The 24,793-nt window shown below is 65.3% G+C and carries 28 protein-coding genes; all 28 read left to right on the forward strand.

Annotated elements, in window-relative coordinates:
• The first annotated feature begins 153 nt into the window (after nucleotides 1–153).
• The 28 genes from CHB77_RS14905 to CHB77_RS15045 all read left to right on the forward strand — a co-directional run bounded on the left by CHB77_RS14905 (nucleotide 154) and on the right by CHB77_RS15045 (nucleotide 24,763).
• Nucleotides 154–654, forward strand: coding sequence for a P-loop nucleotide/nucleoside kinase family protein (locus tag CHB77_RS14905; RefSeq protein ID WP_089389013.1), 501 nt, complete (start codon nucleotides 154–156; stop codon nucleotides 652–654).
• 101 nt (nucleotides 655–755) lie between these two features.
• Nucleotides 756–1,709 (forward strand): ArdC family protein, encoded by a 954-nt coding sequence (locus tag CHB77_RS14910; protein ID WP_080620472.1) that lies wholly within the window; start codon nucleotides 756–758, stop codon nucleotides 1,707–1,709.
• A complete protein-coding gene (locus CHB77_RS14915; RefSeq protein ID WP_230382924.1) occupies nucleotides 1,706–2,656 on the forward strand; it encodes a hypothetical protein in 951 nt (316 codons plus the stop codon). Before CHB77_RS14910 ends, CHB77_RS14915 begins: the two co-directional genes overlap by 4 nt.
• Before the next feature lie 155 nt (nucleotides 2,657–2,811).
• Entirely contained in the window at nucleotides 2,812–3,198 is a 387-nt protein-coding gene (locus CHB77_RS14920; RefSeq protein ID WP_080620473.1) for a hypothetical protein, read from the forward strand.
• A gap of 137 nt (nucleotides 3,199–3,335) precedes the next feature.
• The gene (locus tag CHB77_RS14925) at nucleotides 3,336–5,489 is read left to right on the forward strand and encodes a ParB/RepB/Spo0J family partition protein (RefSeq protein ID WP_080622746.1); all 2,154 of its coding nucleotides are present in this window, start codon (nucleotides 3,336–3,338) and stop codon (nucleotides 5,487–5,489) included.
• 94 nt (nucleotides 5,490–5,583) lie between these two features.
• Nucleotides 5,584–5,913 carry a hypothetical protein gene (locus CHB77_RS14930; protein WP_080620474.1) on the forward strand — a complete coding sequence of 110 codons (330 nt, stop codon included), beginning with the start codon at nucleotides 5,584–5,586 and terminating at the stop codon, nucleotides 5,911–5,913.
• Complete coding sequence (locus CHB77_RS14935; RefSeq protein ID WP_080620475.1) at nucleotides 5,910–6,209, forward strand: hypothetical protein; 300 nt, start codon at nucleotides 5,910–5,912, stop codon at nucleotides 6,207–6,209. Before CHB77_RS14930 ends, CHB77_RS14935 begins: the two co-directional genes overlap by 4 nt.
• Nucleotides 6,210–6,636: 427 nt before the next feature.
• The gene (locus CHB77_RS14945) at nucleotides 6,637–6,801 is read left to right on the forward strand and encodes a hypothetical protein (protein ID WP_164871400.1); all 165 of its coding nucleotides are present in this window, start codon (nucleotides 6,637–6,639) and stop codon (nucleotides 6,799–6,801) included.
• Nucleotides 6,802–6,976: 175 nt separating this feature from the next.
• On the forward strand, nucleotides 6,977–7,345 hold the full coding sequence (locus tag CHB77_RS14950; RefSeq protein ID WP_080620477.1) for a thermonuclease family protein: 369 nt from the start codon (nucleotides 6,977–6,979) through the stop codon (nucleotides 7,343–7,345).
• A gap of 98 nt (nucleotides 7,346–7,443) precedes the next feature.
• Complete coding sequence (locus CHB77_RS14955) at nucleotides 7,444–8,001, forward strand: hypothetical protein (protein ID WP_080620478.1); 558 nt, start codon at nucleotides 7,444–7,446, stop codon at nucleotides 7,999–8,001.
• 60 nt (nucleotides 8,002–8,061) lie between these two features.
• On the forward strand, nucleotides 8,062–8,478 hold the full coding sequence (locus CHB77_RS14960) for a hypothetical protein (protein WP_080620479.1): 417 nt from the start codon (nucleotides 8,062–8,064) through the stop codon (nucleotides 8,476–8,478).
• Complete coding sequence (locus CHB77_RS14965; RefSeq protein ID WP_080620480.1) at nucleotides 8,471–9,115, forward strand: antitoxin of toxin-antitoxin stability system; 645 nt, start codon at nucleotides 8,471–8,473, stop codon at nucleotides 9,113–9,115. The genes CHB77_RS14960 and CHB77_RS14965 overlap by 8 nt, the downstream gene beginning before the upstream one ends.
• Before the next feature lie 158 nt (nucleotides 9,116–9,273).
• On the forward strand, nucleotides 9,274–13,623 hold the full coding sequence (locus tag CHB77_RS14970; protein WP_080620481.1) for a strawberry notch family protein: 4,350 nt from the start codon (nucleotides 9,274–9,276) through the stop codon (nucleotides 13,621–13,623).
• On the forward strand, nucleotides 13,623–14,666 hold the full coding sequence (locus CHB77_RS14975; protein ID WP_080620482.1) for a DUF7146 domain-containing protein: 1,044 nt from the start codon (nucleotides 13,623–13,625) through the stop codon (nucleotides 14,664–14,666). The genes CHB77_RS14970 and CHB77_RS14975 overlap by 1 nt, the downstream gene beginning before the upstream one ends.
• Before the next feature lie 337 nt (nucleotides 14,667–15,003).
• The gene (locus CHB77_RS14980) at nucleotides 15,004–15,939 is read left to right on the forward strand and encodes a DUF2493 domain-containing protein (protein ID WP_080620483.1); all 936 of its coding nucleotides are present in this window, start codon (nucleotides 15,004–15,006) and stop codon (nucleotides 15,937–15,939) included.
• A gap of 160 nt (nucleotides 15,940–16,099) precedes the next feature.
• The gene (locus CHB77_RS14985; RefSeq protein ID WP_080622747.1) at nucleotides 16,100–16,516 is read left to right on the forward strand and encodes a hypothetical protein; all 417 of its coding nucleotides are present in this window, start codon (nucleotides 16,100–16,102) and stop codon (nucleotides 16,514–16,516) included.
• Nucleotides 16,517–17,221: 705 nt separating this feature from the next.
• Nucleotides 17,222–17,623 carry a single-stranded DNA-binding protein gene (locus tag CHB77_RS14990; RefSeq protein ID WP_080620484.1) on the forward strand — a complete coding sequence of 134 codons (402 nt, stop codon included), beginning with the start codon at nucleotides 17,222–17,224 and terminating at the stop codon, nucleotides 17,621–17,623.
• Nucleotides 17,624–18,176: 553 nt separating this feature from the next.
• On the forward strand, nucleotides 18,177–18,731 hold the full coding sequence (locus CHB77_RS14995; RefSeq protein WP_080620485.1) for a hypothetical protein: 555 nt from the start codon (nucleotides 18,177–18,179) through the stop codon (nucleotides 18,729–18,731).
• Between the two features lie 447 nt (nucleotides 18,732–19,178).
• Nucleotides 19,179–19,553, forward strand: coding sequence for a hypothetical protein (locus CHB77_RS15000; protein WP_080620486.1), 375 nt, complete (start codon nucleotides 19,179–19,181; stop codon nucleotides 19,551–19,553).
• Between the two features lie 443 nt (nucleotides 19,554–19,996).
• The gene (locus CHB77_RS15005) at nucleotides 19,997–20,245 is read left to right on the forward strand and encodes a helix-turn-helix domain-containing protein (protein WP_080620487.1); all 249 of its coding nucleotides are present in this window, start codon (nucleotides 19,997–19,999) and stop codon (nucleotides 20,243–20,245) included.
• Nucleotides 20,246–20,341: 96 nt separating this feature from the next.
• Complete coding sequence (locus tag CHB77_RS15010; RefSeq protein ID WP_080620488.1) at nucleotides 20,342–20,620, forward strand: DNA -binding domain-containing protein; 279 nt, start codon at nucleotides 20,342–20,344, stop codon at nucleotides 20,618–20,620.
• A 110-nt stretch (nucleotides 20,621–20,730) separates the two neighbouring features.
• Nucleotides 20,731–20,955, forward strand: a complete 225-nt coding sequence (locus CHB77_RS18695; protein ID WP_080620489.1) for a transcriptional regulator domain-containing protein — start codon at nucleotides 20,731–20,733, stop codon at nucleotides 20,953–20,955.
• Between the two features lie 97 nt (nucleotides 20,956–21,052).
• Entirely contained in the window at nucleotides 21,053–21,505 is a 453-nt protein-coding gene (locus CHB77_RS15020) for a DUF2285 domain-containing protein (RefSeq protein ID WP_226341155.1), read from the forward strand.
• A 141-nt stretch (nucleotides 21,506–21,646) separates the two neighbouring features.
• A complete protein-coding gene (locus CHB77_RS15025) occupies nucleotides 21,647–21,928 on the forward strand; it encodes a helix-turn-helix transcriptional regulator (protein ID WP_080620491.1) in 282 nt (93 codons plus the stop codon).
• A 114-nt stretch (nucleotides 21,929–22,042) separates the two neighbouring features.
• Nucleotides 22,043–23,122, forward strand: coding sequence for a replication initiator protein A (locus CHB77_RS15030; RefSeq protein WP_230382923.1), 1,080 nt, complete (start codon nucleotides 22,043–22,045; stop codon nucleotides 23,120–23,122).
• Nucleotides 23,119–23,772, forward strand: a complete 654-nt coding sequence (gene parA / locus CHB77_RS15035) for a ParA family partition ATPase (protein ID WP_080620493.1) — start codon at nucleotides 23,119–23,121, stop codon at nucleotides 23,770–23,772. The genes CHB77_RS15030 and parA overlap by 4 nt, the downstream gene beginning before the upstream one ends.
• Nucleotides 23,769–24,512 (forward strand): DNA-methyltransferase, encoded by a 744-nt coding sequence (locus CHB77_RS15040; RefSeq protein WP_080620494.1) that lies wholly within the window; start codon nucleotides 23,769–23,771, stop codon nucleotides 24,510–24,512. The genes parA and CHB77_RS15040 overlap by 4 nt, the downstream gene beginning before the upstream one ends.
• Nucleotides 24,509–24,763, forward strand: a complete 255-nt coding sequence (locus tag CHB77_RS15045) for a ribbon-helix-helix protein (protein WP_080620495.1) — start codon at nucleotides 24,509–24,511, stop codon at nucleotides 24,761–24,763. Before CHB77_RS15040 ends, CHB77_RS15045 begins: the two co-directional genes overlap by 4 nt.
• Nucleotides 24,764–24,793 lie beyond the last annotated feature (30 nt).

Here is a 24,793-nt window from a genome sequence, read left to right on the forward strand (position 1 = left end):
TATTGCTTACTTGCACTTCTACGCTTTTGCGGTTGTCGGTTCTTGCGGGGGAAAGCCTTCCCCCTGGCCGGCACTGCGTTGCCGGCACACCCCCTTCTGCGGGGAGACCCCGCAACGCCCCCTGGGTAGGTCTCAGCCGGACTCAGTGATGTGGTGGACGCGCTCGCCTCGCGATACAGTGTCCCAACGCCTATACTTCATCTCATCTGTGGGCTTCCCGGCTCGGGCAAGACCACATTGGCACGGCAGCTTGAGAATCAGGGAAAGGGGCTTCGCCTCTCTCCCGATGAATGGATGTCCACGCTCGGATTCCAGCTCTACGACGAGGGCGGCCGCGCGCGTGTCGAGCAGTTGCAATGGCGTCTGGCCCAACGCCTTCTGGCCGCCGGAAACGACGTCATTCTGGAGAACGGCTTCTGGTCAAGAGAGGAGCGCGATTCCTACCGGGCGGTTGCGCAGTCGCTCGGCTGCGAGACCCGGCTTCACTATCTCGACGTCCCCGTCGAGGAGTTGCAGCGTCGGATCATCGCCCGCAACCGCGATGCGCCTGCCGATGCGGCTGTCGATCCGAACGATCTTCTCGCTTGGTCGAAGATGTTCGAACCGCCGACCACGGACGAACTTGCGGTTGGGCACGGCACCGCGCCGCCGTGATCGGCGGCAGCGCCGCTTTAGAGTGAGAGTGCAGACGGGGTTTGCCGTGACGGGTTGAGGGCTGGAGAAGAGGTCTCCGGCGCCCGTCGCGGAGAACCGCGATGTCCAGATACGACCATACCCCCCGTTCCGGCGCGGATCGGGCGAACCTTTACGACGAGATCACCGACAAGATCATCGCCGAGCTTGAGGCCGGGCGCTTTCCTTGGGTCCAGCCCTGGGGCAAGGCCACGGCCCAGGCCCCGCTCGGCCTGCCGCAGAACGCCAGCACCGGCCGCGCCTATAGCGGCATCAATATCCTCATCCTGTGGGGCGCCGTCGTCCAGCACGGCTTCCCCGGACAGGGCTGGCTCACCTTCCGCCAGGCGCTTTCGCTCGGCGGCAATGTCCGCAAGGGCGAGTGCGGCACAACCGTCGTCTATGCCGATCGCTTCACGCCCGAGGACGAGAAGCGGCGGGCGCGAGAGACCGGCGAGGAACCGGGGAAGATCCCGTTCCTGAAGCGGTTCACGGTGTTCAACACCGCGCAGTGCGAGGGCCTGCCCGAGGACATTGCCGTGGCCATGCCGCCTCCGCCATCCGGACTGGTCGAGCCGAGGGTCGAGGCGCTCATCAAGGCGACCGGCATCGACTTCCGCATCGGCGGCGACCGCGCCTACTACGTCCCGGCCCTCGACCATGTGGTCGTTCCGCCGCCGCAAGCCTATTTCGAGCCGATCAACTGGCACCGGACGGCCCTGCATGAGCTGGGTCATGCGACAGGCCATGCGTCCCGGCTGAACCGCGATTTTTCCGGTTCCTTCGGCACCAGGAAATACGCTTTCGAGGAGCTGGTGGCGGAAATCTCGGCCGCCTTCTGCTGTGCCTCCCTCGGCATTGTGCCGACCGTCCGCCATGCGGATTACATCGCCTCCTGGCTCGAAGTGCTGCGCGAGGACAACCGGGCCGTCGTCCGCGCTGCCTCGCAGGCGAGCAAAGCGGCCGACTGGATTTTGTCCTTCCTGCCAGATGCGGACGGGCTCGGTGCGGCCGACGATGAGCGGGAGGCAGCATGATGAACGCGCTCGCCTTTCCCGGCTCGATCCCCGATCCTGCGCAGGCGGCCGAGATCCGCCTGCGTGTCCTCAGCCTCGGCGCCGGCGTCCAGTCGACCACGCTCGCCCTCATGGCTGCCCATGGCGAGATCGGCCCGATGCCGGATTGCGCGATCTTCGCGGACACCGGCTGGGAGCCGAACGCGGTCTATGAGCATCTTGCCTGGCTGGGATCGCCGAATGTCCTGCCATTCCCCATCCATATCGTCTCGGCCGGGGATATCCGCGCCGATCTGCTCACCGGCGCACGCGGCGAGCGGTGGGCCTCGATCCCCGCCTTCACACGCACGGTCGCGCCCGCTGGGACTGAACTACCCGTCTATGATGAAGACGAGAACGGCGAACCCGTCATTGTCGGTTCCCGCGTCCTGGCAGGTGAGCGGATCAGCATTGGCATGATCCGCCGCCAATGCACCAAGGACTACAAGATCACCCCAATCCGGCGGAAGGTGCGCGAACTCCTTGGCATTGCGGGGCGCCGCTCGCCCGGATCGCCAGTCGCCGAGCAATGGATCGGGATTTCTCTCGACGAGGCGTTGCGCATGAAGCCCTCGTTTGAGGACTGGCAGGTCAACCGCTGGCCCCTGATCGAACGGGGCATGACCCGCCAGGACTGCCTGCGCTGGCTGGAGCGGCATGGCTATCCTCTCCCGCCCAAGAGCGCCTGCATCGGCTGCCCGTTCCATTCCAATGCCTATTGGCGGCATATGCGTGACCACGATCCCGAAGGGTGGACCGATGCCGTGTCGGTCGATGCCGCCATCCGCACGGGCTTCCGGGGCATTCGCGGCGAGGTCTATCTTCACCGTTCCGCCGTCCCGCTCGATCTGGCCGATCTTTCGACAGCCGCCGATCATGGCCAGCTCGACCTCTGGCCGAACGAATGCGAGGGCATGTGCGGGGTGTGACTGCTGAAACTCGCCGATGCACATAGCCGGATTTCCGGCTTTGCGATTTTCCGGCTCGCAGCGCCGCCCTTCTGGAGACAGAGGGCGGCGCTTTGGGTCGTGGCGGGTTGGGTGCCGGGAGAGAGGCTCCCGGCGGCCCGCCACGGAGAACGCAGATGCCTGCTATTCAGTCACCCACGCCCCTGAAAACCTTCCTCATCTGCCATGGCGCCGAGAACGAGTTCTGGCTGTGCAAGGCCGCGGACCGGAATCATGCCGTCGAGCAGTTTGAAGCCGCCGCGACGGACGGCGACATCAACGAGGTATTCGAGTGCGTCCCCGCCATGAACCGCTACTTCGTCCGCCAGCGGCGGGCGATGTGGGTCTGCTTCGTCCAGGAGGTCGAAGCAGAGGATGAGGATGCCGCGGTCGATGCCTTCTACCAAGGGTTCGATCCGCAGCACTTCTTCATAGAGGGCGCCCTTCAACACGCTGATCATGGCCCCGCCACGGTCTTCGACCGGCGGGAATACCCGAACGCGAATGTTGCCGAGGCCGACTGACGAGCTGTTCCAAAGCTGAATAGCCCGTGTCCTTGCGACAGCGCTGCCCTCTTAGAGTAAGAGGGCGGCGCTTCGCTTCGTGACGGGTTGGAGGTCGAGAGAGAGGCTCACGACCGCCCGTCGCGGAGATGACCACCATGGCCCGAGCTGCCAAGAAAAAGAAGCCCGCCCTTCAGATGATCGAGTTCTCGCGGGCGCGCGATATTCCGTTCAACCGCATCCGACTGTCGGATAGCAACGTCCGCGAGATCGACGTGGAGGCCGGCCTGGACGACCTGACCCATGACATCGACCGGCGGGAAGATCTCGTGCAAGGTCTCAATGTCCGCGCCGTATTCGACGAGGACGGCAATGAGACCGGCGATTTCGAGACACCCGCAGGCGGCCGCCGCTACAGGTCCATCGCGCGCCTTGTGGAAGCCGGTCGCTTCCCGGCCGAAGGGCTTGTGCCTTGCATCGTCAAGAAGGCCGACGCCAAGACCTCGGCCGTCGACGACTCGCTGGCCGAGAACCTGCTGCGCCTCGCCCTGCATCCGCTCGACCAGTTCAAGGCGTTCAAGCGGATGTTCGACATGGGCATGTCGAAGGAGGAGATCGCCGACGCCTGGCGGACCACGCCGCGCTACATCATGCAGCGTCTGCGCCTCGCCACCGTCGCGCCGACACTACACGATGCCTATGCGCGCAACGAGATGACGCTGGCGATGCTGGAAGCCTTCACCGTCAACCCCGACCACGAGCGCCAGCATCAGGTCTGGGAGCGCATCAGCACGTCGTGGCAGAAGGAGCCCTGGCAGATCCGCAATATGCTGACCGAGACCACGGTTCCGGCCGCCGATAAGCGCGCCCGCTTTATCGGCGTCGAAGCCTATGAGACAGCGGGCGGCCCGGTGCTGCGCGACCTCTTCTCCGAGGAAAACGGCGGCTGGTTGCAGGACGTCACGCTCCTCGACCGCCTGGTCGACGAGAAGCTGCGCGCCATTGCCGACGAGATCGCCGGTCAAGGCTGGAAGTGGATCGACGCGGCGGTCGAGCTGCCCTACGGCCACACCAACGGCCTGCGCAAGCTGGCCGGTGTGACCCAGGAACTGACCGAAGAGGAGCGCGCCACGCGCGAGGCGCTGCGCGACGAGTATGACGAACTCGAAGCCAAGTATGCCGAAGCCGACGACCTCCCCGATGAGGCCGATCAGCGTCTCGGGGAGATCGAGGCCGAGCTGGAAGCCTTCGAGAACCGGCCCGTCACCTTCGCGCCGGAAGACATCGCCCGTGCCGGTGTTTTCGTCAGTATCGGCCGCGAGGGCGAGTTGATCGTCAGCAGCGGCTACGTCCGCCGCGAGGATGAGCAACCCGAGACGGTCGATGGCGAGGATGCCGGAGAGGGCGCGGACCCGTCCGACCCTGATGCCGTGCAGCGCGCCGTCATCACTGTCGGCGGCGAGCCGGTCCCGGACGCCGACGAGGAAGAGGACGATGCTGTCAAACCGCTGCCCGAGCGGCTGGTGACGGACCTGACCGCATGGCGGACGCTGGCGCTGCGCAATGCGCTCGCCGAGAATCCGCACGTCGCCATGACGGCCCTGCTGCACAAGCTGGTTCTCGATACCTTCGAGCGCACGTCCACCTCGGGAACGAGCCTTTATGCCGCCGTGCGTCACATCTATCTCCCGGCCGATGCGACCGGGCTCGCGGACAGTGCCGCCGCGAAGATGATCGACGAACGCGCGGACGCCTGGCGGGGCGACATTCCCTCCGGTGATGACGACAGGCTCTGGGGCTGGATCGACGGCCTCGACGATGCCAGCCGCCTGGCGCTGCTCGCCCATTGCGTCAGCTTCGGCGTCAACGCGCTCTATGAGCGGCCGAACCCCTATTCGGGGAATGGCATCTCGCAGCACGGTCTCGACCGCCGCATGGCCGAGGCCGAACGGCTGGCGCAGGCCACCGGCCTCGATCTTGTCGAAGCCGGCTGGAAACCCACGGTCGAGAACTACCTCGGCCGCGTGACCAAGACTCGCATCCTCGAAGCGGTGCGTGAAGGCGCCGGCGATCGCGCGGCCGATCTCATCGCGCATCTCAAGAAGGGCGACATGGCGAAGGAGGCCGAGCGGCTTCTGGCCGATACCGGCTGGCTGCCGGAGCCGCTGCGCCCCACCGTGGACGCGCAGGCCGTGGATGGCTCAGCCGATCAGGACGAGAATGGCATGGCGTTGCCCGATTTCCTCGCCGGTGACGATGAGAACGCGGCCGATGCCGCCGACGATCCGGTGGCCTTGGTCGCCGCCGAGTGACGCGCACCAGCGGGGCGGTCTCGGTCGCCCCGCTTACTCCCCACCCCATATAGGCTCGGCCCCGGCCGGGCCTTTTTTTTCAGGAGACAGGATCATGCCATCCGACAACCATCCCAACCCCGGCCAGCCCATTCCTCAGACTGTTCATGTCGCCCTTTATGAACATCGCTATGGAACCGATGTGCGCGCTTTTCTCGACAGCGAAGAGGCGATGCACTGGCGCACAGAGATCGCCAAAGAATGGTGGACTGACGCCTTCGATGACGATCTGCCGCCCGACGACCAGATCGGCGACGTGTATTTCGAGCGCATGTTGGAGCGCGACGAGTTCTTTTGGACGAAGGCGTGTGAAATCAAACGCGATCCTCCTGATTCCACCGATCCGGACAGCCCCGTTCCAAGCGCCGATGGTGGTGGCGCATGATCATGACGGTTGATGAAATCTTCGCTGACGACCGCCGCAACCCTCCCATGGAGCGATCGCTTCCGTGGGAGGAAACGCGCGGCGGCGTCACCGTCTTCGTGGAGCCGAAGCCTCATTGGGCCGAGGACATGCGCGCCTTCCGGCTCGATAGGTGCGAATATTGCCGCTATGCGGACTGGAGCGCGCACGGCGCCCGGACACGGTTCTACGGTCATATCGACACGTCCGGCGACGACGTGATGATGGAGGCTCGGGCAATTATCGCCCGCGAGATCGCCGATGGGCTATGGGACTGAGCAGCCCTTACGCCTGTGCCTGGCGCAGACCGGGCCATCGGGGTATCGCCGCGCAGCCAGCGACGGATCGAGGTCCAGCGTCACCATTGCGCCGTCAGCTTCTCGCAGCGGGACAGCGGATTCCATCTCCAGCCTGAAACACATCCTGAAGATCAGCCCGGCAACGAGGCTGGCGCGGCGGGGCATCTATGACGGGATTCCCGGCATCCTGTCAGAGGCGAAGCACCACCCCCGCTTCCATTCGCGAACCTTGGTCCGACCGTCTCTTTGTCAATCAACCCACGAGGGGTCGGCTTACGCGAGCGTGCCGCCCTCGCGGATTCGGACGAGCCGAACGCGCGAGGGTGATTGCAGATCCGGTCGGACACTTCGGGCGCCTGTCGCGCGGGGGATGGTCCCCCGCCTCCCAAGACAGGAGCCGGAACCCATGTCCTATGCAGATGCCACCGCCTTCGCCGCCAGCCTCGCCACCACGCTGATGGTTTCCATCGTCGTGTTTCAGGCCGGAGATGGAACCCACTCCGCCATGCCGGCCGACGAGTTCGACGGCGACGAGGAGATGGTGAAGCTGGAACTCGATCCGTGGAGCTGAGGCGCGAAAGCGCCTCACTCCCAAGGCCCGGTGCCCAAGCGCAGTCGGGCCTTCTCCCGACAATCGCCGCCGATTGCCGCTTGCGTGCCGGACGGCATTGCGATCTCGACCCGCATCGGAAAGAACCGTCGGCGATCACGCCGATTTCGCTCCATCAAGATGAAAGCCATTCGCCATGCTCAGCCATATTGTCGTTTCCATTCTGCTCTGCACGGCGTCATGCGAACCGGCCGAAATCCGCGTCTGGGACGGCGATTCCATTCGCTTGGGCACGACGCGGCAATCTGAGGCCGTCCGGATCTTCAACATCGACGCCCCCGAGATCGAGGGGCAATGCGCGTATGAAACCGACCTCGCGCTGCAATCGAAGATCAGGCTGGCCGAGCTTCTGAAAGGCCAGCGGATCGAAATCCTGCACCAGGGAACCGACCGCTATGGCCGGACCCTGGCGGCGATCCGCGTCGAGGGACGAGACGTCGGAGACATTCTCGTCAGCGAGGGACTGGCCCGAACCTGGGCGGGACGCCGCGAACCGTGGTGCTGATCCACCCCGACAACAGGAGAGTGAGAGGGTGGGTCGGTTGGCCGTGACGGGTTGCAGGTGGAAGAGAGGCTTCCGCCGCCCGTCGTGGAGCAAACCCCATGACCCTTTCCCACCACCCCGGTTTTACCCTGGTCGGCGACGTCATCACGCGCGAGGTGTTGCCCCGGCTGCGCTACGCCCAAAAGCTGCCGTTGCGCCTCTCCTGCATGGGCACGGCCGGTTACGAGGGCCTCGACGAGGCCGATGAATTCGACCGCACGGTCGTCATCGGTCAATCCGCATCCGCCGAAGAAGCCATGATCCTTGCCAGCCAGCGCGTCGCGCGCGGCGACATTCGTGTCAGCGCGGACGACACGCTGCGCTTTCACCCGCGTATCGTCGTCATTCAGGACGGCGATCTCGGCCTGGTTCTCGGTGGCGAGATCCGGGCAGGAATCGTCCTCTGGCAGCAGCCCGTCGTCTCCGACGTGGAGGCCCGCCGCATCATCACCGAAGCCAGCCGCTTGCGCGGGCTGGCCTTCGCCGCCTCCGGTCGGGTCGATCACAGCGCAGCCCGCGATCATCGTTATCGCGCCAGCCTGCTCGAGGCCCGACTGGTCGATCCCTACTGGCGCGAGACCGCGGCGGAGCTTCTCCATCTGCCCCAGGCCGCCTGACACCTTCTTCCACATCTTCGCCCGGCCGCGCGCCGGGCTTTCTCGTTTCAGGAGTCCGACATGGCTAACTATTTCACCCATTTCTCCTGCCTGCTCGACGTAGGCACCCCGGAAAACGCCGCCCGCGCGCTCGACCTCTACAACGCACTTTCAGAGGAAAACGCTGCCGAAGACCCTCCCTCGGAAGGATTCATTCTGTCGATCCAGCCTGAGCATGGCGGCACCCAGCTCTGGATGCGCGACGATGAGACCGGCGATCCCGAGCATGTGATCCAGTTCGTAAAACGCTGCGCGGCCGCGTTCGGCCTGTCGGGCCTCTGGGGCTTCCAGTATGCGACCGCCTGCTCGCAAGCCAGGGTCAACGCCTTCGGTGGTGGCGCGCATGCCCTCGATCTCGCCACCGGCGAGACCGTGGACTGGATCTATAGCGGCAGCTGGCTGGAGATCGTCCTGGACGGAGGTGATCCCTATGCCTGAGATCATCGAAACCACGGTCTATCGGCTCGACGAGCTTTCCGACACGGCGAAGGACAAGGCCCGCGCCTGGTATCGCGAAGGCGGGTTCGACTACGACTGGTATGATGCGGTCTATGAGGATTTCCAGCGGATCGCGGAAATCCTCGGCATCCGCTTCAAGACCCGCACCGTGCGCCTGTATGGCGGCGGCTCGCGGCGGGAGCCGCGCATCTTCTTCTCAGGCTTCTGGTCACAAGGCGATGGCGCTTGTTGGGAAGGGTTCTACTCCTATGGGAAGAACGCCTCGGCCGAGATTCGATCCCATGCACCGCAGGATACGGCCCTGCACGGTATCGCCGATGCCCTTCAGGCAATCCAGCGACGCAATTTCTACCAGCTTCGCGCCGAGGCCAGCCATCGTGGTCGCTACTACCATGAGTATTGCATGGCGATTTCCGTCGAACGCGACAGCCAGACATATCAGGACATGACCGCCGATGCCGAGGAGATCGTGATTGAGGCGCTGCGCGATCTGGCCCGTTGGCTCTACCGCCAGCTTGAGCGCGAATACGACTACCTCTCCTCGGGTGAGGCGGTGGATGAGACCATCACCGCCAACGAATATACCTTCACCAAAGCCGGACGCCGTTTTGGCTGACCCCGACAAGCGCTCCGCCTCTCGGCCGGGCGCTTGTTTCATGCCTGCTTACGCCACGGCTTGAGAGGGAGAGAGCGACCGGAAGGGATTTGAGCCGGTGCGGTCGAGAGAGAGCGCCGTGCGGCTCGGTCCTATTCCGCTCTCCCAAGGAATCTCCGATGAACATGATCTCTGCTTCCGCGGCGGCCTCCGCCGCCGCGCCGCTTCCACTCGACCATGACGCCGAGACGGCTGCTTCCACCTTCACCGCTGCCGGTTTCCTGCTGCCGCATCTCGAACGCGGTCAGCGTGTCGATGCCGCAACCCTGCGCGGCGCCATGGAAGCGGCCTTCGGCGCTTCCGATGCCACCGGCGCCTGGAACTGGAAGACCGCCTATGATGCCTGCGAGGCGGCGACCGTCCTCTTCCTGCGCAAATACGGCGCTGCGCTTTTCCGCAGAGCCGGGTCATCGGCGGCTATCCTGCCGCAGCTCGGCAAGATCGCCGGGCTCCTGCCGACGCATACACGCCGGTCGGAGGAAGCCCAGACCTTCCAGCAGTTCTCCACCCCGATCCCGCTTGGCTTTGCGGCGGTGACGGCGGCGGCGATCACTCCTGCCGACCGGGTGCTGGAGCCCTCGGCCGGCACCGGGCTCCTCGCCATTCTGGCCGAGATCGCCGGCGGCACGCTGCTCCTCAACGAACTCGCCGAGATGCGCGCCGGCCTGCTTTCCTCTCTCTTTCCGGCCCTCTCCGTGACCCGCTTCGACGCCGCCCAGATCGACGATCACCTCGATCCCGGCCTGGTCCCGACCGTCGTGCTGATGAACCCGCCGTTCTCGGTCATGGTGAATGTCGAGGGCCGCATGGCCGATGCCGCCTTCCGCCATGTCGCCTCGGCGCTGGCGCGCCTTGCGCCCGGCGGGCGGCTTGTGACCATCACCGGGGCGAGCTTCGCCGCCGACAATCCGGCATGGACCGCCTCCTGGACCCGGCTGCAGGAGCGCGGCCGCGTCACCTTTTCCGCCGCAGTCGATGGGTCGGTCTATGCCAAGCATGGCACCACGATCCCAACCCGGCTGACCGTCATCGACAAGCTGCCCGCCGACGACCCTGCGGTGTTTCCGACAGCAATCGGAGTCGCGCCGGACGTGGCGACGCTGATGGGCTGGCTGGCGGATCAGTTGCCCGCGCGGCTGCCGGTCGATCCCGGCGTTGCCGTGCCGATCGCGCGGCCTGCCGTCCCCCGCACCGTGCGCGGCTATGTCAACCGAACGGCGAGGGCTGCGCCCGCCGCGCCGCTGGCCGAGCCGGAGGGGGTGCCGCTCGCCTATGAGACCGTCGATTGGGCACCGGCCGAAGACGGCCGCCTCTCCGATGCGATCTATGAGGAATACGGTCTCCAGACCATCCGCATCGCCGGCGCGCAGGCGCATCCGACCCAGCTCGTGCAATCGGCGTCGATGGCGAGCATCGCGCCGCCGAAGCCGAGCTACCGGCCGATGCTGCCAGCCGACATTCTCGGCAAGCTGTCCGAGGCGCAACTGGAAACCGTGATCTATGCCGGCGAGGCCCATACGGGCTTCCTCGCCGGGGCCTGGACGGTCGATGACACGCTCGACAGCCTGTCCGCCGCGCCGGAGGAGGCCGAGGGTGCCATCCGTTTCCGCCAAGGGTTCATGGTCGGCGACGGCACTGGTGTCGGCAAGGGCCGGGAATCCGCTGCCATCATCCTCGACAACTGGATGCAAGGGCGGCGTAAGGCGGTCTGGATATCGAAGTCGGACAAGCTGCTGGAGGACGCACAAAGGGACTGGAGCGCCCTCGGCATGGAGCGGCTGCTGGTCACGCCGCTGTCGCGCTTCCTACAAGGCAAGCCGATCACTCTGGGCGAAGGCGTCCTATTTTTAACCTATGCCACGCTGCGCTCCGACGACCGCGGCGAAAGGGTTTCGCGCGTCAAACAGATCGTCGAATGGTTGGGCTCCGACTTCGATGGGGTCATCATCTTCGACGAGGCGCATGCCATGGCCAACGCCGCCGGCGGCAAGGGAGAACGCGGTGATGTCGCCGCCAGCCAGCAGGGTCGCGCCGGGCTGCGCCTCCAGCATGCCCTGCCGCAGGCCCGCGTCGTCTATGTCTCGGCCACCGGCGCCACCACCGTCCACAACCTCGCCTATGCGCAGCGCCTGGGCCTCTGGGGCGGCGAGGATTTCCCGTTCTCGACCAGGGCGGAATTCGTCGAGGCGATCGAGGCCGGTGGCGTCGCGGCAATGGAGGTGCTGGCCCGCGACCTGCGCGCCCTCGGCCTCTACACCGCCCGTTCGCTGTCATTCAAAGGCGTGGAATACGAGCTGCTCGACCATGAGCTGACCCCGGAGCAGATCCGCATCTACGACAGCTACGCCGATGCCTTCGCCATCATCCACAACAACCTGGATGCCGCGATGCAGGCCGCCAACATCACCGGCGGCGACGGCGGCTCCGGCACGCTGAACCGGCAGGCCAAATCCGCCGCCCGCTCGGCCTTCGAGAGCGCCAAGCAGCGCTTTTTCGGGCACCTGCTCACGTCGATGAAAACCCCGACGCTGATCCGCTCGATCACCAGCGATCTGGAGGCGGGCCATTCCTCCGTCATCCAGATCGTTTCGACCGGCGAGGCGCTGATGGAACGGAGGCTCGCCGAGATCCCCACCGAGGAATGGGGCGACCTGAAAATGGACCTGTCGCCGCGCGAATATGTCCTCGACTACCTCGCCCATTCCTTCCCGGTCCAGCTCTACGAGCCGTTCACGGATTCGGAGGGCAACCTGTCGTCTCGCCCGGTCTATCGCGACGGCCAGCCAGTCGAAAGCCGGGAGGCCGTGGCGCGGCGCGACGAGATGATCGCAAGCCTCGCCAGCCTGCCGCCGGTCCCCGGCGCGCTCGACCAGATCATCCAGCATTTCGGCACTGACACCGTGGCCGAGGTCACTGGCCGCTCGCGCCGGATCGTTCGCAAGCGCAGCGTGACCATCGACCGGCTGGTCGTGGAGAATCGCGCCGGTTCGGCCAATCTCGCCGAGACCCAGGCGTTCATGGATGATGGCAAGCGTGTGCTGGTGTTCAGCGACGCCGGCGGCACCGGGCGCAGCTACCACGCCGAACTCTCGGCGAAGAACACCCGGCTGCGCGTCCACTATCTCCTCGAAGCGGGCTGGAAGGCCGATGCCGCCATCCAAGGGCTTGGCCGCACGCACCGCACCAATCAGGCGCAACCGCCGCTGTTCCGGCCGATCTCGACCAATGTGAAAGCCGAGAAGCGATTTCTCTCGACCATCGCCCGCCGCCTCGACACCTTGGGTGCGATCACGCGCGGCCAGCGCCAGACCGGCGGTCAGGGCCTGTTCCGCCCGGAAGACAATCTGGAGAGCCACTACGCCCGCGACGCGCTGCGCCAGCTCTATCTCCTGCTGGTGCGGGGCAAGGTCGAGGGATGCAGCTTGGAGCGGTTCGAGGCCGCAACGGGGCTGAAGCTGATGGACTCGAACGGCATCAAGGATGATTTGCCGGCGATCACCACGTTTCTCAACCGTTTGCTCGCCCTGACCATTGAGCTTCAGGGCGTGCTGTTCACCGCCTTCGAGCAGCTTCTGACCGCGCGGATTGAGGGCGCCATCGCCTCGGGCACCTATGATGCCGGACTGGAGACGCTGCGCGCCGAAAGCTTCGTGGTGGCGGACCGGCAGGTGATCTACACCCATCCGCGCACCGGGGCCGAGACCAGCCTGCTGACTATCACCGAACGCAAGCGCAACCGGCCGGTGACGCTCGACGCCGCCTTGGCCGAACTCGATGATCCGCGTGCGAAGCTGCTGATCAACGAGCGCTCGGGTCGCGCGGCGGTGCAGATCCCCAGCACGAGCGTCATGCTGGATGATGGCGAGATCGAGCGCCGCGTCCGCCTGATCCGGCCGATGGAGGCCCATAACGTCCCGGTCAGAATGATGGGCGAAACCCATTGGGTCGAGGCCGACCGGGACGTCTTCGCATCGGCTTGGGAGGCCGAGGTTGCAGAAGTGCCGGAGTTTGCCGACAGCACCCTGCATATGGTCACGGGCTTGTTGCTGCCGATCTGGAAGCGGTTGCCCAATGACTCCACCCGCGTCTATCGGCTCCAGTCTGACGCCGGCGAGCGCATCATCGGCCGGAAGGTCTCTCCAGCCTGGGCCGCGAACGCGACCAAGACCGGAACCGCATCGGTCACGCCGGATGATGCCTTTGCGGCGCTGATGGAAGGTCGGACGATCCTCGATCTCGCCGAGGGCCTTCAGCTTCGGCGGGTCCGCGTCATGGGCGCGAACCGGATCGAACTCTCCGGCTTTACCGACATGATGCGTCAGCGCCTCTCGGCCTATGGCCTCTTCCACGAAATCATCTCATGGAAGCTGCGCATGTTCGTTCCGGTCGATGGGACTGGCCCTGCCGTTCTCGGCAAGGTTCTCGACCGCTGGCCGGTCGAGCGCATCGGCGAGCGGGAGGCAGCATGATGCCCCGTCACGATGTCTCGGAACTGGCGATCCGTCTCGGTCGGGAGGCCGAGGCGGTCTGCCGCCATTATCTGTCGTCCGGCCAGCGCGCCGGACGATACTGGCTGGTCGGCGATGTGCAAAACACGCCTGGGCGATCCATGTTTGTCCGCCTCACCGGGCCTGAATCCGGCAAGGGCGCGGCGGGGAAGTGGACCGACATGGCCACTGGGGAGCATGGCGATCTGCTCGACATCATCCGGCAATCGCTTGGCCTCGTCGACTTCAAGGACGTGGCCGAGGAAGCGCGCCGTTTCCTCGCTCTCCCGCATCCCGAACCGGAGAAGACGAAGACGCCGACCGGCAGCACGTCCAGCGTGGCGTCCGGTTCGCCTGAAGCGTCTCGCCGCCTCTTCGCCATGGCGCAGCCGATCGGCGGCACGCTTGCGGAGATCTACCTGCGCGGGCGGGCGATCACCCGCCTCTCGGGCACCGCCGCGCTGCGCTACCATCCCCGGTGCTATTACAGGCCCGATGAGCATTCGCCCACCGAGATCAGGCCGGCACTCGTCGCCGCCGTCACCGATCTCTCCGGCCACCAGACCGGCGCGCATCGCACCTGGCTCGCCCCGGACGGTTCCGGCAAGGCACCTGTCGAAACACCGCGGCGGGCGATGGGCGACCTTCTCGGCCACGCAGTCCGCTTCGACACTGCCGCTGAGGTTCTCGTAGCCGGCGAGGGCATCGAGACCGTGCTGTCGCCCCGTCAGGTTCTGCCCCACATGCCGATGCTGGCGGCGCTTTCAGCCGCTCACCTCGCTGCCATCCTGTTCCCGCCGTCCCTGCGCCGGCTCTATGTCCTGCGCGATCGCGACCCGGCCGGGGACGGCGCAAGAGACAGCCTCGCCTCCAGAGCAGCGAGCTTCGGGATCGAGGCGGTCACGCTCACGCCGGTCGAGGGCGACTTCAACGATGATCTGCGACGCCGTGGCGCCGATGCCCTCAGGGCGGCCCTGAAGGATCAGCTTCATCCCGAGGACATCCGCCGTTTCATGGAGCGGTGAGGATGTAATCGTTCTCGGAGGCGCGGCCCAACTCGTCGCCTGCCGGTTTCGTTCGCTGGCCATCGGCAGGCGCATCCTTCGTCGGAGAGGCCCGCACCCACGGCCTTCTGAGAGGGCGATCGGCGCACAAACGGGCCGGGCAGGCAATGGCCGCTTTCGGACTATTTTCCGCCGGCGGGGACGAGCCCCGCCTTTGCATCGCGAAAGTCAAAATAGTCCGAACCCGGCCATCGAGGCCCTCGCGGAGTGGGCGAGGGCTGCCAACCCGTCCCGCCCGTGCGCGTCGACGCCTGCGAAGGCCGCGATGGGCGCGGTCTCCAGACAAAGGACGCTCCCGATGACGAACGAAACCTATTCCGCAGGCGACGAGCCGGTCCACACCTCCTCCCAGACCGATCACGCCCTCACCGAACTCCAGCTCTACGGCTGGCGTCCTTTCCAGGACGAACCCGATCCCAGGCCGCTGCCCGAAGGCAATACCGTCGCCAGTGCCGTCACCGACATCTTCGACGCCCTCGTCGCGACGCTCGGCGACACCCGCTTAGAGCCCGATCTCGAAGAGCTGCTCTGGGGGACGGTCAATCTCTTTCACCGCGCCGCCAGCCGGGTGGAACGCGATCTCGACGACAACGAGCAGGCGCAGCGCCGGATGCAGCGGGAACAGGACGGCAGCGAGGTGAAGTCGGTCGAACTCGAACGCCTCACGGCAGAGGGACAGACCCTCATCGAACGGCGCAACAGCATGGAACTCTTCCGCGATCTCGCCGCCGAGGCTTTCGAACACCACACCGGCAGCGCCTGGCGGCCGCGCAGCGGCTCGATGGTCAACCATCGCAACCTGACCGCCGCGATGATCGACAGCCGCGACTTCCTTGCCGCGAAACGCCGCGCCGAGACCGAGGTGATGCTGCCTGCCGGTCCCAAGGTGGCCGTGACCGGCGGCGCCGGTTTCAACGATCACCGGCTGATCTGGGGGCGGCTCGATCAGGTCCATGCCAAGCACCCGGAGATGGTCTTGCTGCACGGCGGCACCCCGAAAGGCGCGGAACTGATCGCCTCCCGCTGGGCAGACCACCGCAAGGTGCCGCAGGTCGCCTTCCGGCCCGACTGGACGAAGCACGGCAAGGCCGCACCCTTCAAGCGCAACGACGCGATGCTGGATGTGCTGCCGGTCGGCATCCTCGTCTTCCCCGGCACCGGGATTCAGGAGAATCTCGCCGACAAGGCCCGCAAGCTCGGCATCCCGGTCATGAAGTTCGACGGCGGCGCGTAAGCGCCGCCGTTCGGCGGCTTTCAGCCGCCAAACCTTGACAGGAAGCGAGGTCGAGCCTCTATTGGAGCATCCTTGTAGAACCGGCGAAGCAGAATAGTCGCAGGCGGAGCGCATCTCCCGGCAGCCTGTCGTGATCCTCAACCGTTCGCTGGAGGTTTCCATGACGTTGATCCTGCTCGCCATCTCTTTGACCATCACGGCCTGCGTGATCGCCTACAATCTCGCGATCTACGCTTTGCCCGTCATGTCGGCCATTACTGCCGCGCAATACGCGTGGGGCGCGGGAGCCGGCGTCCTGATGTCCGGTTTCGCTGCGCTCGGTGCGGCCCTGCTGTCCATCGTCTTGGTGATCGCGGTCCTGGGCTTTGCCAAGAACCCTGTTCTTCGCCTCATCGCGCTTGCCCTCTTCGCGGTGCCCGCCGTCATAGCTGGCTACGCGCTCGTCTATGGCGTCACGAAGAACGCCATAGACTCGACCCTCGCGCTCAACCTTCTGGGCGGCGTGGGCGGCCTGGTCATCGGCGTCTCGGCCATCATCAATCTGAACGCGCTCGGCGAGTCGGTGTTCTCGCGCTGAGCCGGCGCGCGCGATCCCGCAGTCTCATGGAAACCCGACGGCTGGACCACCGGGCTCCGGGCTTCCTGCTCAGAATAGGAAATCATGTCATCGCGGTCACGCTGCCGTCTTTCTCGACCTGCTTTGCCCGGCTCTGGAAGCCGGTCATCGGCGTGAATCCCGCTGACGCCGTGCAGTCGATGGCCAGCCGCATCCTTCCACTTCATTTCGTGAACACAGCCGCAATCACCTTCAAACCCTTGCCGCAATACTGCCGGACCTGACCTCGTGCCATTGATGCAGGTGATGCGATGCCGGTTCCGCGCTCCAGACCCGATAGCCCTTCTCGTCACGGGCCACACAGCCTTCCAGCGGGGCGTGAACATGACGGGGAAGTGGGTTAGATCGGGATGCCCGGTGGCATGGATACGGGTTCCAAGGGCCAGCACGCTGCTGCTACCGGCAGGGATGCCAGTTCTGCTGCGCGTCCCCGATTGGCTCTCGAAGGCACCAATCCCTCCGACTGACTGATCCCCTAAGTCCGTTCGGTTTCCACCAGCAACCCCGGCGGCTCCGGACCGTGTTGCCGCGCGAGCGCGGCTGCCCGCCCCACTCCGGGCCTTAGGGGCGAGCTGCCGCAAGGGCGGCAGTTGCGGGAGTCTCCCGACGGCCTTGGCCGGGTCTCGTCGGAGGGATGGTCCCTCCGAGGAGCAACGGAGACTTACAATGCAGAACATCGTCATCCTCGCCGGCAACATCGGTCAGGCCCCCGAAACCCGCACCACCCAGGGCGGCACCTCGATCACCCACTTCAGCCTCGCCACGTCGCGCCCCAAATACTCGGAAGGCCGCGTGGTCCGTGACGAGAAGGGCTATCGGGTTCAGGACACGGAATGGCACCGCATCACCTGCTTCAACGGCCTCGGCAAGACGGTCCAGCAGTATTGCGACACGGGCATGAAGGTTCTGGTTCGCGGCCGCATCCACTACACGAAGTGGAAGGATGCGGAGGGCAACGACCGCTACGGCTGCGAGATCATCGCCGAGACCGTCGATTTCCTGAGCCGGGCGAAGCAGACCGAGAACGACGACGGCAAGTTCATCGACGACGATGACATCCCGTTCTGAGCGGGAAGCCAGAGGCCCGGCGGCGCAAGCCGCCGGGCCTTCCATGTTTACGGTGGGTCGCGCCCGCCGGCTCAGCGCAAGATTCCCCACCGGAACGCCATGCGCCTTCGCGCCCGGCGCTCCGATTTCCTTGCCGGAGAATCGGATCATTTCCAAAAACAGGAAACCACTTTTTGGTCCGATGCTCCCCGAATGAGTAGGGGGCAAGCCGCCCCTCTCAAACTCGCCCCATGAAGGTGCAGGGCTACGCCCCGCCCCCTCCAACTCCCTACCCATGGAGGGGAGACCCCTCCAAACCTCCCCTTTGGCGTTGCGCTGAATAATGTCGCGACCCCTGGTCGGGGCCGCGGGCTCCTCTCTCTCTGACTTCGGATCATGCACCAGCCACTCCGGCGTCAAGGACTTCGCGGTCCCCCAATTTTCAGCCGACGCCCAAGAACATCGTCAGAAAATCGGCTCCACCACTCGCCGCCGCTGGCGGTCGGCTTACGCGATCCCTGACCCCTCGCGGCAACAGTGCAGGCTCCTCCCGTCAGAACGAAAGGAGAAACAAATGTCTGATCTCGATTTCCTCAATCTCTCAAGAAAGCTTGGCCGCATCAGAACCAGGGTGCGCAAGAACTACTTCAGGTGCGACACTCGCTTTTCGCAGTCCCTCCATGAAAAGCTGCTTCTTGCCCTCAACGGCCATCTCAAGACTTGCCGCGAGGGCGCAAAGGTCCAGCGGCGGCTACGGAACGAAAGCGATCCGACGGTGCGCGAGTCCCTTGAACAGACCCTCGGCGACTGCATGGGCGATCTCGAATCCGGCGGCCGGGGGTTCTATCCTTGGCATCTGCTGGATGCCGTCGATGGTGACCCGGACTTCGGCGGATACCACCACCCCGTTGCGGCCATGTGGTGCAATGGCCCGATCCCGGAATGGATGACCGTCGAGGACAAGCATCTGTCCGGCCTTGGTCCCATCCTCCGGCAGATCGCTGCCCAGACAGGTATCCGCTTCACCACCTATCTCTGCGATGCCAGCATTGGCCCCGATGGCGCGGGGCAACTCGACCCCGAGATCTACGAGCGCCCGGTCAGCAACTTCCGATACCGATACCGATAGCGAGGTGGCGGGCGGCGGAAGCCGCTCGCCACCTTTTCCCCTGTCGTAATAGCCATACCGACCGGATCGACCGCTCGGCAGGGCTTATGAAAGGGGGGCAAGCCGCCCCTCTCAAACTCACCCCATGAAGGTGCAGGGCAAAGCCCCGCCCCCTCAAACTCCCCCACCCATGGAGGGGAAACCCCTCCAAACCTCCCCTTCGGTTCCACCGAATATTGTCGCGGCCCCTAGTCGGGGCCGCGGGCTCTTCTCTCTCTGACTTCGGATCATGCACCAGCCACTCCGGCGTCAAGGACTTCACGGTCCCCCCAATTTTCAGCCGATACCCAAGGGCATCGTCAGAAAATCGGCTCCCCCGCTCGCCGCCGCTGGCGGTCGCTGCGCGATCCCTGACCCCTCGCGGCTACGGTGCCCGACCCTCCCGTCAGCGAGAGAAAGGAGCATGACATGACCGAACAAAAGATCATCCGTATCGACGGGGGCAGCGCCGAATACTGGCGCGATCGCAAGCAGGCTTTCGGGCTTATCCGCGATGCCGAGCTTGCCGCAAAGCGTCTGGCCGAGGCGCCGATGTATCTGCACGGCGGCTACGACGAGGATGGCGACGTTATCCCCATCGAAAACCTCGGTCCCCACGACGATATGGAGGACGCGATCTGGGCCATCGAGGCCGATCCGACTGCGGTGAGCATCCTCGTTGCGCAGGGGCGCACGAGCATCGGCGGTCACGAGATCGGGGCTGTGGTTCGCGGTTTCGAACCGGACTACGGGCACATCGAGGACCCGGAGAGCAATCCGCTCTGGGGACCGGATACCGACTGACCCTTCGACGAGAGGCGGCGAAAGCCGCCTCTCGTCTTTGCTTCGTCGTCAAAGCCCTGCCGGCCGGATCGACCGGCCCGCAGGGCTGATGAAAGGGGCACGCCCCTCTCAACGCTCTCCCATGAAGGAAGGGGCAAGCCCCCTCCTTCAAACATCCTCCCCAAGGGAAGGGCTGAAGCCCCTCCCTTGAACCCTCCCATGGGAAGGAGGCGACGGTTCCCTCGCCCTCCTTCCCAAACCCATCCTCCTCTCCCTGGGCCAGGCCATTCTGGCCGCGCCGATACGCTGTCGTATGTCCGACCGAATCAGATGGCTGCCTATCCCGCCACTGCGAGGTTGATCACGACGATTCCAGCCGAATTTCGAGTGGAATTTGAAGGCAGAGCGACTATTATAGTCGTAGTTCTGGAGTGCGTGCAGGTCTCGGTGGGAGGTGATCATGTATGATCACCGCTCGCCAATCACGGGCCGCACGCGCGTTGCTGGGTTGGACACAGGAGACGCTCGCTGACAAGGCCCAGGTCGCATTGACCGCACTCAAACGCCTCGAATCCCAAAATGGGCTTGAGGTGTTCGAGACGACTCGCGATCAGGTTCGCCGCGCTCTCGAAGCGGCCGGCATCGTTTTCCTGTCAACGGATAAGGGCGAAGGCGTCTTGCTCCTGCACGAGCGGAGCCCGACGCCGGGTTAGCGTCGTGGCCTGCGCATTGACCCGTTGCCCATAAAAAGAATGGCTATCTCCCGCCGGAGATGGTTAACAAATACGTTATCCGATCGTGAGCGACTGATGGGACAAGCGACACAGACATTTCTTGACGAACCACCGTCCAGCCAAACGCTGACACCATATGATCGAGAACACATGAAGCTCTATATGCGCCTGCTCGACGCAGCGCGCGATGGCGCCGACTGGCGCGAAGCGGTTCGAATCCTCTTCAATCTCGATCCAGAGCGTGATCCCGAGCGTAGCCGCCGCGTTCATGACGCGCATCTCGCACGAGCGCGTTGGATGACCGAGCGCGGCTATCGCGAACTGGTCCGCGAAAGTCAGCACCGAACATCATAGCGATGCGCGGGACGCATCACCTGTTGATCCCGACCCAGCTTCCTCAATTCAACCCGAACGGGAATCGTAGAGTCTCTCCAACTTCCTGAGCTGTGACGTGGGAGGCTCCGATGACACCCAACGCATCTACCTGGCGTTCTTCGGCAGACTACGAGCATCTGGATGTGCTGACGCCATCCGATCTGGCTTGGGAGTGGCTCCGCCGCAACGATGCCTATGACGCTGATTTTGAGGCATCGGCCTCTGGCCAGGGAGATCCCGAACCGCTGACCGAACGAATCCGGCAGCGGTGGGGACTCCGATTTCCCCGTCGATCCGCTGGCTGCGCCACCTGACGCCAAGGTATTATGGCTTCCGCAGGAGGACACGAGCGTCGTCATACTGGCGAACGCGCCATCGGAATTTGACGAGCAAATCGGTCTCGCAGCTACCGTGATCTGGCGCGCCCATCCTCGCTCGCAACCTACGGATGAGGACTACCGGCTCGATATTGGCAACGGACAGCATCTGCAGATCCTCGACTGCACGGCCGGCGACGACAGGATCGCCGTCGCCATCGTTCCGCTCGGCCTGGACGGCTTCGACCGGATCGAAGCCGTCCGCCGCTTCCTCTCCGCCCTACATGGCCGCGCCATTCCTCCCGATACGCGGCTGACCCGGCAGCAGCGCATACGCCTGCGACGGATGCTTCGCGCCTTTGACGGACACAGGGCGGGCGCCACACAGCAGGAAATCGCGCAAGTCATCCTGAAGATCGGGCCGCTCGACCGCGATGAATGGCAGGCGTCTTCGGCCCGCCACACGATCAAGGCGCTTCTGCGCGACGCCCATTCCATGGTCGCGGGCGGCTATCGAAAACTCCTGCGTCATCGTCGCCAACGCTAGCGTAGTTCGACGCCTGGGCTGGTGGGCGATTTCGATACCCATCAACTTCGCCCTGCAACTCGCCGGCCTCCCTCCGCCACCGTGGTCGTTGTCCCGCCGCTGACTCGCAGTGGCCGTTCCCAACAGCCCGGAGGCCCGATCATGCCACATGAACCCGTCGTTTTGCCGCCGCGCTTCCTGCGCACCAAGGAGGCTGCGGATTTTCTCAGCCTTTCGGCCCGGACGCTCGAAAAACACCGCACCTACGGGACCGGCCCTGCCTATCGCAAGCTCGGCGGCCGGGTTGTCTATGCCATCGACGATCTCGAAGCCTGGACCGAGCGCGGTGCGGTAACCTCCACCTCCGATCCCCGTGGCTCCGTGCTGCCCGCCAAGCGCCACGCCCTTCCGACCGGCCCGCAGGTCGGGCGCTCCGCCCGCTGATCGCACCCAGTTCCCTTCATGGTGGCGCGACGTCGATCCCTTTCCGAGCGCGGGCAGCTCGACCTGTTCAGGGCGCTCCCCGGCGACTTCGCGCCACGAGACGCGCAGGATCTCATGGCCTATCCCTTCTTCTCCCTCGGCAAGTCAAAACGTGTCGCGCCCATCGACTTCGCCGCCGGCAATGTGACGATCCGGGTCGAGGCGGTCCCCGATCATGGCATGGCGACGATCTGGGATGCGGACATCCTGATCTGGGCCGCCAGCCAGATCGTCGAAGCCCGTGATACCGGGCTTCGGACGTCCCGGCTGATGGCCGCCACGCCTTACGAAATCCTCACCTATGTCGGGCGCGGCACGTCGCTGCGCGACTACCAGCGCCTGAAGGCCGCACTCGACCGGCTGCAATCGACCACCATTTCCACCTCGATCCGGCAACCAGCTGAAGGCCGCCGGCATCGCTTCTCCTGGATCAACGAATGGCAGGAGCGCACCGACCGCAACGGCCGCCCCGATGGTATCGAGATGATCGTGCCGGACTGGTTCTATCAGGCCGTCCTCGACGACGCGCTCGTGCTGACCATCGACCGGACCTATTTCGACCTGACCGGCGGACTCGACCGATGGCTCTACCGCCTAGTGCGTAAGCACGGCGGCCGCCAGCGTGAGGGTTGGCGCTTCGACTTCCGCCACCTCCATCAGAAGTCCGGCAGCATGTCGCCATTCAAACGCTTCGCTTTTGAGTTGCGCGACATCATCCGACGCCAGCCCTTGCCGGGCTACCGGCTCTTTCTGGAAGCCGAGATCGGCGGGCGCATGCTGCTCGCCTTCGAGCCGACACCGGCCTGTGGAAAACCTGTGAATGGCCTCGTGCTATCGGGAACCCGGACTATCGTGCTATCGGGAACCCAAGGCTCGTGCTATCGGGAACCGAAATCGGGCTTAACGCCCGAAGACCACTCGCAAAATCGCGCCCTTAACTTAGAGTCTAACAAAGACTCTAACCTTGAAGAGCGCGTGCGCGATGTGGAAAACCTCATCCGCGACACCGCCAGAAGCCTCAGCAGAGCCGCTAGGAACGGCGCATCTGCCACGCCACGCGCTTCCCAGCCGGCCCCTCAGCCCGGCGGAACCGAGGCTTCCGAAGGTTCCGACACACCCCGCCTTCCTCTCGACTTGCCGGGAGGCGGCCAATGATCATCGCACTCCTCAACCAGAAGGGCGGTGTCGGCAAGACCACGCTGGCGCTGCATCTCGCCGGAGAACTGGCGCAGGGCGGAAAGCGCGTCACACTTCTCGATGCCGACCCGCAGGGTTCGGCGCTCGACTGGTCACAGCAACGCGCACGCGAGGGCCTGCCTCGACTGTTCGGCACCGTCGGCCTCGCACGGGACACACTGCACCGCGAGGCACCGGAGATCGCCCGCGATGTCGATCACGTCGTCATCGACGGACCGCCGCGTGTCGCCAGCCTCATGCGCTCCGCGCTCCTCGCCGCCGACCTGGTGCTGATCCCGGTGCAGCCGTCGCCCCTCGATGGCTGGGCCTCGGCCGAAATGCTGGCCCTCCTCGCAGAGGCCCGCATCTATCGGCCCCAACTCGTCGCCCGCTTCGCGCTCAACCGCTGCGGCGCGCGCACCGTCATCGCCCGCGAAACGGCCGAAAGCCTTGCAGATCACGACCCGCCCGTCCTTGCCACCACTGTCGGGCAGCGCGTCGTCTTCGCCGACGCTGCACAGTCAGGTCGTCTCGCAGGCGAGATCGACCGCCAATCTCCTGCCGCGCGTGAAGTCGCAGCGCTCACCGATGAGATTGCGCGGCTGGGCATCGGGAGGGTCGGCCAATGACCATCCTGACCGGCGACTGCCGCGAAGAAATGCCCTGGCACGCTCCCTACGACATGATCCTCGCCGATCCGCCCTATGGCGACACCTCGCTCGCCTGGGACCGGCGCGTCGAGGGCTGGGTCGCGCTGGCGCGCGCCGCCCTCAAGCCGACCGGCTCGCTCTGGGTTTTCGGTTCACTTCGTTCCTTCATGGCGACCGCCGACCACTTCGCCAATGCGGGTCTGCGCATCGCGCAGGAGGTGATCTGGGAGAAGCAGAACGGCACCGGCTTTCACAATGATCGCTTCAAGCGGGTGCATGAGCTGGCCGTCCAGTTCTATCCGGCAGAGACCGCCTGGCGCGACATCTACAACGACGTCCAGACCACGCCCGACGCAACGGCCCGCACGGTGCGGCGCAAGCAGCGTCCACCCCATACCGGCCAGATCGACGCCGGCCATTACATTAGCCATGACGGCGGACCGCGCCTCATGCGCTCGGTCATCTACCTGCGCAACTGCCACGGCCGCGCCATCCATCCGACCGAGAAACCGTCGGCGCTCCTGGAAATCCTGATCCGCACGAGCTGCCCGGAAGGCGGACTTGTCGGTGACTGGTTCGCCGGTTCCGGCGCAGCCGGGGAAGCCTGTCGGCTTTCCGGCCGGAGCTATCTCGGCTGCGAGATCGACGCCGACATGGCCGATCTCGCCCGCGCCCGCATCGCCACCGTGCTGCCGTTCCATGACGGAGCCCCGTCATGACGGCCGGCACGGACAAGCGCGGCTTCGCTACGCGCCCAGCCGATCCCGATGGCTGGATCAAGGCTGGCGATGGACGGCCAGCGCGCGATGGCGCCGCAGCCGCCCATTCCGCCCGGCTGACGATCGACATCACGCCCGAGCTTCGCGGGCGGATCAAGATCGCCGCGTTCGGGCGCGGCACCACCGTCGCGGACATGCTGCGTGACCTGCTTGCGCGCGAGTTTCCCGACACAGCGGGAGACCGCCCATGATCGGTATCGATGCCCATGATGGCGATCTGA

Source organism: Paracoccus sediminis (assembly GCF_900188295.1).
In the GTDB taxonomy this organism is placed as follows: Bacteria; Pseudomonadota; Alphaproteobacteria; order Rhodobacterales; family Rhodobacteraceae; genus Paracoccus; species Paracoccus sediminis.

What these genes read in the sequence shown, in the direction of transcription:
- CHB77_RS14910 (WP_080620472.1), top strand. Translation starts at nt 756, where the DNA reads ATGTCCAGATACGACCATACCCCCCGTTCCGGCGCGGATCGGGCGAAC.
- CHB77_RS14915 (WP_230382924.1), top strand. Translation starts at nt 1,706, where the DNA reads ATGATGAACGCGCTCGCCTTTCCCGGCTCGATCCCCGATCCTGCGCAG.
- CHB77_RS14920 (WP_080620473.1), top strand. Translation starts at nt 2,812, where the DNA reads ATGCCTGCTATTCAGTCACCCACGCCCCTGAAAACCTTCCTCATCTGC.
- CHB77_RS14925 (WP_080622746.1), top strand. Translation starts at nt 3,336, where the DNA reads ATGGCCCGAGCTGCCAAGAAAAAGAAGCCCGCCCTTCAGATGATCGAG.
- CHB77_RS14930 (WP_080620474.1), top strand. Translation starts at nt 5,584, where the DNA reads ATGCCATCCGACAACCATCCCAACCCCGGCCAGCCCATTCCTCAGACT.
- CHB77_RS14935 (WP_080620475.1), top strand. Translation starts at nt 5,910, where the DNA reads ATGATCATGACGGTTGATGAAATCTTCGCTGACGACCGCCGCAACCCT.
- CHB77_RS14945 (WP_164871400.1), top strand. Translation starts at nt 6,637, where the DNA reads ATGTCCTATGCAGATGCCACCGCCTTCGCCGCCAGCCTCGCCACCACG.
- CHB77_RS14950 (WP_080620477.1), top strand. Translation starts at nt 6,977, where the DNA reads ATGCTCAGCCATATTGTCGTTTCCATTCTGCTCTGCACGGCGTCATGC.
- CHB77_RS14955 (WP_080620478.1), top strand. Translation starts at nt 7,444, where the DNA reads ATGACCCTTTCCCACCACCCCGGTTTTACCCTGGTCGGCGACGTCATC.
- CHB77_RS14960 (WP_080620479.1), top strand. Translation starts at nt 8,062, where the DNA reads ATGGCTAACTATTTCACCCATTTCTCCTGCCTGCTCGACGTAGGCACC.
- CHB77_RS14965 (WP_080620480.1), top strand. Translation starts at nt 8,471, where the DNA reads ATGCCTGAGATCATCGAAACCACGGTCTATCGGCTCGACGAGCTTTCC.
- CHB77_RS14970 (WP_080620481.1), top strand. Translation starts at nt 9,274, where the DNA reads ATGAACATGATCTCTGCTTCCGCGGCGGCCTCCGCCGCCGCGCCGCTT.
- CHB77_RS14975 (WP_080620482.1), top strand. Translation starts at nt 13,623, where the DNA reads ATGCCCCGTCACGATGTCTCGGAACTGGCGATCCGTCTCGGTCGGGAG.
- CHB77_RS14980 (WP_080620483.1), top strand. Translation starts at nt 15,004, where the DNA reads ATGACGAACGAAACCTATTCCGCAGGCGACGAGCCGGTCCACACCTCC.
- CHB77_RS14985 (WP_080622747.1), top strand. Translation starts at nt 16,100, where the DNA reads ATGACGTTGATCCTGCTCGCCATCTCTTTGACCATCACGGCCTGCGTG.
- CHB77_RS14990 (WP_080620484.1), top strand. Translation starts at nt 17,222, where the DNA reads ATGCAGAACATCGTCATCCTCGCCGGCAACATCGGTCAGGCCCCCGAA.
- CHB77_RS14995 (WP_080620485.1), top strand. Translation starts at nt 18,177, where the DNA reads ATGTCTGATCTCGATTTCCTCAATCTCTCAAGAAAGCTTGGCCGCATC.
- CHB77_RS15000 (WP_080620486.1), top strand. Translation starts at nt 19,179, where the DNA reads ATGACCGAACAAAAGATCATCCGTATCGACGGGGGCAGCGCCGAATAC.
- CHB77_RS15005 (WP_080620487.1), top strand. Translation starts at nt 19,997, where the DNA reads ATGATCACCGCTCGCCAATCACGGGCCGCACGCGCGTTGCTGGGTTGG.
- CHB77_RS15010 (WP_080620488.1), top strand. Translation starts at nt 20,342, where the DNA reads ATGGGACAAGCGACACAGACATTTCTTGACGAACCACCGTCCAGCCAA.
- CHB77_RS18695 (WP_080620489.1), top strand. Translation starts at nt 20,731, where the DNA reads ATGACACCCAACGCATCTACCTGGCGTTCTTCGGCAGACTACGAGCAT.
- CHB77_RS15025 (WP_080620491.1), top strand. Translation starts at nt 21,647, where the DNA reads ATGCCACATGAACCCGTCGTTTTGCCGCCGCGCTTCCTGCGCACCAAG.
- CHB77_RS15030 (WP_230382923.1), top strand. Translation starts at nt 22,043, where the DNA reads ATGGCCTATCCCTTCTTCTCCCTCGGCAAGTCAAAACGTGTCGCGCCC.
- parA (WP_080620493.1), top strand. Translation starts at nt 23,119, where the DNA reads ATGATCATCGCACTCCTCAACCAGAAGGGCGGTGTCGGCAAGACCACG.
- CHB77_RS15040 (WP_080620494.1), top strand. Translation starts at nt 23,769, where the DNA reads ATGACCATCCTGACCGGCGACTGCCGCGAAGAAATGCCCTGGCACGCT.
- CHB77_RS15045 (WP_080620495.1), top strand. Translation starts at nt 24,509, where the DNA reads ATGACGGCCGGCACGGACAAGCGCGGCTTCGCTACGCGCCCAGCCGAT.